At 51.6% G+C, this 5,530-nt stretch carries 4 protein-coding genes; 3 read left to right on the top strand and 1 reads right to left on the bottom strand.

What is annotated here, in order from left to right; genetic code table 11:
* Positions 1 to 300 precede the first annotated feature (300 nt).
* Positions 301 to 1,752 carry an RtcB family protein gene (locus tag ABIK47_07955; protein ID MEO0020547.1) on the top strand — a complete coding sequence of 484 codons (1,452 nt, stop codon included), beginning with the start codon at positions 301 to 303 and terminating at the stop codon, positions 1,750 to 1,752.
* 81 nt (positions 1,753 to 1,833) lie between these two features.
* Complete coding sequence (gene uvrC, locus ABIK47_07950) at positions 1,834 to 3,624, top strand: excinuclease ABC subunit UvrC (GenBank protein MEO0020546.1); 1,791 nt, start codon at positions 1,834 to 1,836, stop codon at positions 3,622 to 3,624.
* On the opposite strand, the gene ABIK47_07945 is transcribed toward uvrC, so the two are convergent.
* Entirely contained in the window at positions 3,625 to 3,780 is a 156-nt protein-coding gene (locus ABIK47_07945) for a hypothetical protein (GenBank protein ID MEO0020545.1), read from the bottom strand.
* Between the two features lie 253 nt (positions 3,781 to 4,033).
* Between ABIK47_07945 and ABIK47_07940 the strand changes: the two genes are divergently transcribed.
* Positions 4,034 to 5,365, top strand: coding sequence for a T9SS type A sorting domain-containing protein (locus ABIK47_07940; GenBank protein MEO0020544.1), 1,332 nt, complete (start codon positions 4,034 to 4,036; stop codon positions 5,363 to 5,365).
* The last annotated feature ends 165 nt before the right edge of the window (positions 5,366 to 5,530 follow it).

Here is a 5,530-nt window from a genome sequence, read left to right as displayed (position 1 = left end):
GCTGAATGGGAGATTTCCCACAAATACGCGCTTACCCATTTACTTCCCTCCATTAGGTTTGCGCTTGGGAGGCGTTACAGGCTACGGGACAGAAAATTCAGCCAACGCAGACCCTAACGGACCACAAGCATTTCCCGGGCTCTTTACTCTCTGACCGGTTTGAGCCCGTCCCAACCGGTCAAAATATAATAACATATAAAATTTACCTGTCAACTTAAATCTGCAAGGAGGTTTGAAGTGGGGCATAGGCTTCCGGGCTGTTGACCAGGGAACTTTCCTGTTTATAATAAATATATGGCGATGTGGAATGGACCTTTAGAGAAAATAGACGACACCCGGGTTTTGATTCCCAAGAGTTACAAGCCCGGTATGAGGGTTGATGGCATCATCTATGCCGATGCCAATCTTCTTGATGACATCAAGCAGGACCAGGCGCCAGAGCAGGTTGCCAATGTGGCCACTCTACCTGGGATTGTCGGCGCATCCCTGGCGATGCCTGACATCCACTGGGGCTATGGCTTTGCAATTGGTGGGGTGGCAGCGTTTGACCTGAAGGATGGTGTCATCTCGCCGGGTGGTGTTGGCTATGACATCAACTGCGGTGTCAGGCTTCTGCGCACCAGCCTTGAGCGCAAGGATTTAAAGCCTGAACTTCTGGAGAAACTGCTTAGGGCAATATTTTACAATGTTCCTTCTGGTGTTGGCTCAAAGGGCAAGATAAGAATCTCAAAGGAGCTGGTGGCGCAGGTTCTCACCAGAGGTGCACGCTGGGCAATTGAACAGGGTTATGGTAGCGAAGAGGATCTGGAATATACCGAGGAAAAGGGTGAGATGCCAGGGGCAGACCTTGCCGGTGTGTCCCAGAGGGCTCTGGAAAGGGGTATGCCGCAGTTAGGCACCTTGGGTGCGGGCAATCACTTCCTTGAGATTCAGGAGGTGGTTGAAATCTATGATCAGAAGGCGGCAGCTGAGCTTGGTATCCATCTCGGTCAGGTTACGGTGATGATTCACACCGGGTCGCGCGGTCTCGGGTATCAGATTTGTGATGACAATGTCAGGTCTTTGATTGCCGCTGCCCGCAAATACGGGATTGAACTTGTTGACCGGCAGCTTGCCTGTGCGCCCATTGACTCGCCTGAAGGTAAGCGCTATTTCGGGGCGATGGTTGCTGCTGCCAACTACGCCTGGGCAAACCGGCAGGCAATCACCCACTGGGTGCGCGAGGCATTCGCTCAGGTTCTTGGTCTGCCAATTGAGAAATTGGGAATGACGCAGGTATATGATGTTGCCCATAACATCGCCAAGATTGAGGAGCATGAAATCAACGGTAAAAGGATAAGACTGTGCGTCCATCGTAAAGGGGCAACCAGGGCATTTCCACCGGGTCATCCTGCCCTGCCAGAAAAATACCGCCATCTCGGTCAGCCGGTCCTGATTCCCGGTGATATGGGCACAAGCTCCTATCTGCTTTTGGGCACACACACCGCGGCGCAGCAGACATTTGGCTCTGCGTGTCATGGTGCTGGCAGGGTCTGGTCAAGGACCAAGGCGCTGGAGGAGACCAAGCGCCGGGATGTTGCCGCAGAACTCAGGGCAAAAGGAATCTTGGTGATGGCGGCAAGCCGTGATGTCCTGAATGAGGAGGTGCCGGACGCTTACAAGAATGTTGACCAGGTGGTTGATGTGTGCCACCGGGCCGGGATTTGCCGCAAGGTGGCGCGGATGAGACCACTCGGAGTTGTCAAAGGGTAGAGATAGTTTATAGTTTTAGGTTCGGAGTTCATAGTTGGGAAGATTAAGAACCAGAACCCAAGAACGACAAACTACATTGCGATGGGTTTTAGTGAAAAGGTAAAGGCGGCGCCCAATGAGCCGGGCGTTTATCTTTTAAAGGACCGGCAGGGCAAGGTTCTTTATATCGGTAAGGCGCGCAGTTTGCGTGACCGCTTGCGCTCCTACCTTCAGCCTCAGTTCCAGCCCCGGCTGGCTGCACTTCTACGCCGGGTCCTTGACCTTGAGACCATTGTCACCCGCTCTGAGGTTGAGGCGCTACTTTTGGAGGAAAGTCTGATAAAAATCAAAAAGCCCCGTTATAATGTCCGTCTCCGGGACGACAAGAAGTACCCCTATCTTAAAATCACCGTTCAGGAAAGCTTCCCGCGCATCTTCATCACGAGAAACATTAAGCCTGATGGCTCGGTTCTCTTCGGACCTTATACCAGTGCCAAGGAGTTGCGCAAGGCGCTCAGGGGTGTGCGGCGCATATTCAAACTGCGCACCTGCAAAAGGGAACTGCCCGATGAGACGGTCAAACAACCCTGCCTGAACTTTCAGGTCAAGCGCTGTCTTGGACCCTGTATCGGCAGGATAACCGCAGAGGACTACCGCCAGGTTGTTGAGAGTGTGATTGCCTTTCTCTCAGGTCGCTCTGAGAAACTTACCGAAGAAATTGAACAGCGGATGTGGCAGGAGGCTGAAAGCCAGCGCTATGAGCAGGCGGCAATATTGCGCGACCAGTTGCTTGCCCTGCGCGAGGTTGTCAGGCATCAGGAGGTTGTCACCCAGGACCCGACCGCCCGCGATGTTATTGGGCTCGCAAAGGGCATAAAGGGTGCGGTTGGGGTTGTTTTCCGAATCCGGGAAAAGAGGATTGTTGCCCGGGAACAGTACTCCCTTGCCGCAGATGAAACGGTCCCGGACGAGGAGATTCTTGAGGGGCTTTTGCGCTCGGTTTATACCCATACTGCAGACCTGCCCGATGAGATTGTCCTGCCTTCTCCGATTGCTGGTGTTGACCTTTTTGAAGAGGTGTTTGCCGAGCGCCGCAATAAGAGGGTGAAGATTGTCACCGCGAGCCGCGGGGAGAAACGCGCGCTTGTGGAACTGGCTCAGCGGAATGCCGAAAAGGCGCTTGTGGAGATTCTGCCCCAGGAGGAGCGCATCCCCAAGGCAAATCAGGAGCTGGCAAGAATCCTTAACCTGCCCGCACCACCAAGGTTGATTGAAGGGGTTGACATCTCCGATACGCAGGGAACAAATGCGGTGGGCTCGGTTGTTGTTTTTAAGGATGACCGGCCGCTGAAAAGCCATTACCGGCTTTTTAAGATAAGAACCGTATCCGGTCCAAATGACTTTGCGATGATTGCCGAGGTCCTTGCCCGCCGGGTCAAGGGGCTCTTGGAGAAAAACCTGCCTCTGCCAGACTTGGTGCTTGTTGACGGCGGCAAGGGGCAACTTTCAGCCGCAATCAACGCCTATCACCAGTTTGACCAGGAGATTCCCATCCTCGGTCTTGCCAAACGCACCGATACCCTCTATTACCTTGACGGCAGGGAGATCTCCATCCCCTTAACATCCCCCGCACTCAAACTCCTCAAGCGTATCCGTGATGAGTCCCACCGCTTTGCCATCACCCTGCATCGCAAAATCAGGGGTAAAAGGATGGTTGTTTCTGAACTGGACACAATCCCTGATATTGGTCCTTGCCGGCGTCAGGCTTTAATCCGCCACTTCGGCTCAATAAGTAAACTGCGCGGTGCCAGCATCGACGACATCGCCAAGGTCAAAGGCATCGGCAAAAGCCTTGCCGAGAAAATCTATCACCACCTCCACCAACAGACCTGATTACCTTACAATCACAACCTTTCGCCCTATCCCTGAACTGCTCTGGATGAAATAGACACCTGGTGCAAGGTGGCGAATGTCATTGGCACCGGGCAAAAGGTCAAGCACTATCCAACCGGTAATGCCAAACGGGGCGCTGGTAGTAGCACCCCGCATCCATCCTCACTCTCCTTATCGCATCAAGACCATTTTCTTGGTATCTATTATTCCTGATGCTTCAAGCCGATGCATAGCAGACAATAAAATGCCCGTCAACTGGGCAACCTTAACACTCTGCCTTTTCATCTCTACTCCTTTCTTTTTTGTCCTTGCAGACCTCTCCATTCTGTTTTTTTCTGCTTTTTTCTTTCTTTACATACTCACCTCCTTTTTAACTTGACTATCCTCCAAAGAAGGCTATAATGAATTTGTGGCTGTTCACATTCTGTTCCCCGTCCTTCTGACTTTGACATCCTATACCGACTCCTTTGAATTCCGAGAGTACACCCGCATCCCTTTTACTAATGATAAAGGCGTGGTTTGCGGTGACGGTGACCACGATGGACTTATAGAGATTTATGCATTTCCAGAAATTCCGCCCAGCCGTGAGTTCTATGCAATTGAGCTCAATGGAACTCAGTATGACACTGTCCGAATCCCAGGTCTAAACGACTGTGCCGCCTATCTCATAGGAGACTTTGACAGTGATGGGCTATCAGACCTTTTTGTGTACGCCCAAATCTACGAAAGTCGAGATTCCGCATCTTTGCCATTATCTCGTGTATGGGAAGCACGCACTTTTCCACTCACCTACCGCCCCGTTGTTGCCGACCTTGACCAGGACTCCTTCCGTGAAATTGTGTTTGCTACTCCGAACATCAATCGCGCCTTCAGGCTTGAATGCACAGGTGATAACTCCTACTCACTCAAAGATACCTTTCGTCCCTCATCAATCACCTGTGTTCAGGCATCTGTCGCCTATGATATGAACCAAAACGGCAAACCCGAACTGCTCTTCTTGAATATGGACGGTATCCTCTACTTCTATGAAGCGGTTGGCAACGACTCGTTCAACTATCTCTCATCCTGTTCCACTTATACCGCAGAACGGATTGTCTCTGCCCTTGCCTGCACCCCGGATATGGATGGCGATGGGCTGCCCGAGGCAATTTGCGCTTCAAAGGAAATCCCTGCCTTTTTGACCGTAGTAGAAATGGTCGGTTCAGACACATTCGCGGTTGTCTGGGATACCATTCTGATTGGACCGAGCGCGCCTGACAGGACGATTGTAGTTGGAGATGTGGACGGCGATGGCATAAATGAGTTTGCTATTGCAGACGGCGACTCAGTTAGGCTTTTCCGCTGCACCGGCGATAACCAGTATCAGCAGTTCTATGCCCTCCATAACCACGAGGAGGAAATTGGCTTCTGCGACATCACAGGCGACGGCAAAGATGAACTAATCGTCAGACGAACACCCTATACAATTATTTACGAATACTGCCAGGTTGGCATTGCTGAGCGGCAGTTAAGACAACTAGAGAGAGTCAGTATCAGCCCGTCGGTTGTGGCAAGGGGAAAGACAATAGGGCTGGATAGATTGCCAGATGGAACAAAGGTGCAGGTTGTTGATGTATCCGGTCGGGTTGTTGCTGAACCTGAAAGGTTGTGGAATACAACCGCCATTTTACCCGGCGCCTATTTTCTCCGTCTTACCAAAGGCAATCAGAGCATCACCCGCAAAGTCTTAGTTATAGAGTAACACTACAGATTTTCAAAGAGCAAAAACAAAAACTAAGGTCCAGGCTTGAAAAGATGGTGAGGGATTCCTCCACTCCGGTCGGAATGACAGAAAGGAAAGTCAGAATGAACGGCTTAATCTGTGTGCCTTTCTGCCTGCACAAGACTGAAGACCGGAGACCGAAGA

This window comes from candidate division WOR-3 bacterium (assembly GCA_039801245.1).
Lineage (GTDB): Bacteria > Hydrothermota > Tepidihabitantia > Tepidihabitantales > Tepidihabitantaceae > JAOABP01.
Note: the sequence above shows the minus strand (reverse complement) of the source record. Positions and strands in the feature narration are given on the sequence as shown.

Bases quoted from the DNA above. Each gene is read 5' to 3' on its own strand.
- uvrC (MEO0020546.1), top strand. From the start codon at position 1,834: ATGGGTTTTAGTGAAAAGGTAAAGGCGGCGCCCAATGAGCCGGGCGTT.
- ABIK47_07955 (MEO0020547.1), top strand. From the start codon at position 301: ATGTGGAATGGACCTTTAGAGAAAATAGACGACACCCGGGTTTTGATT.
- ABIK47_07945 (MEO0020545.1), bottom strand. From the start codon at position 3,780: ATGCGGGGTGCTACTACCAGCGCCCCGTTTGGCATTACCGGTTGGATA.